This window comes from Arhodomonas sp. KWT, from assembly GCF_010993615.1.
In genome coordinates this window covers 1-946 of sequence record NZ_WNXE01000648.1, presented here as the reverse complement: position 1 = coordinate 946, position 946 = coordinate 1, and the positions used below count along the sequence as shown (strand labels likewise).

1 protein-coding gene is annotated in these 946 nt (G+C 64.3%); it reads right to left on the bottom strand.

Translation table 11 applies throughout. The features are described from left to right. Nucleotides 1-76: 76 nt before the first annotated feature. The coding region (locus G7A99_RS21440) for an ATPase domain-containing protein (RefSeq protein WP_163143944.1) at nt 77-946 on the bottom strand (870 nt) is incomplete at its 5' end.

The window sequence follows — 946 nt, the reverse complement described above, 5'->3', positions numbered from 1 at the left end:
AGCGCCTCGCGGATCACGGCGACGTTGCCCGGGCGCTTCATCACGAGAAGGACGTCCTTGCCCCTGTCCGTCATGACTAAGGGTTCCGCTGTCGCGCCTGCGCGGTCATGAGGCCATCTCCCAGACCACGCAGCGGTTCCCCCCGACGGATGCTGCCCTCGTTCAGCTCGAAGGCGTAGAGCGTGTGGTCGAAATCGCTAAGCCGCTTCTTGAGCACACTGATCGACTTGCACATCTCACCATCCAGCTCGACATAGCGCAGACAGATCACGTTATCGGCCAGATAGCTGATACTGCGCTCGGAGATGCTGCTCTGCCCGCTCATGGCCTCGATCTCGTTGATCAGCAGCACCGTCACTCCGACACGCGCCAGGGATTTTGCCAGCGCGTGCAGTCGCGCCTTGATGCCCTCGCCGTCCAGGGCCAGCTCGAAGCCGGCGATGCTGTCGAGCACCACCAGCTCCACACCCTCCTTGTCGACGTGTTCGCGCACACGCAGGGCGAACTCGTCGGCCAGGTAGCGCATCGGCTCGATCTGCTCAATGGTGAGCCGTCCTTCACGCGCAGGCTCACGCAGCTCGATACCGAACCCCTCGGTACGCGTCAGGTACGAGGCCATCTCCTCCTCGAAGAGATAGATTCCGGCACGCGTCCCACGGCGCAGCGCCTGCGCAACGAACAGCGAGGCAAAGGTCGACTTGCCGATACCGGACGGACCCGTGACAAGCGAAACCGTCCCGGCCTCCAGCCCACCGCTGAGCATGTCGTCGAACGCCGCGATCCCCGTCGACCAGATCCCCCGCTGCTGCTCGGTGAGCTTGCTCTCGGGCGGACTCGGGCGCGGAAACACCTCCAGCCCACGTGCGCTCACGCGCATCTGATGAGGCCCTTCCCGGAACCCGGAACCGCGGAATTTGGTAACGCTCAGGGACGCGCCGATATCGTC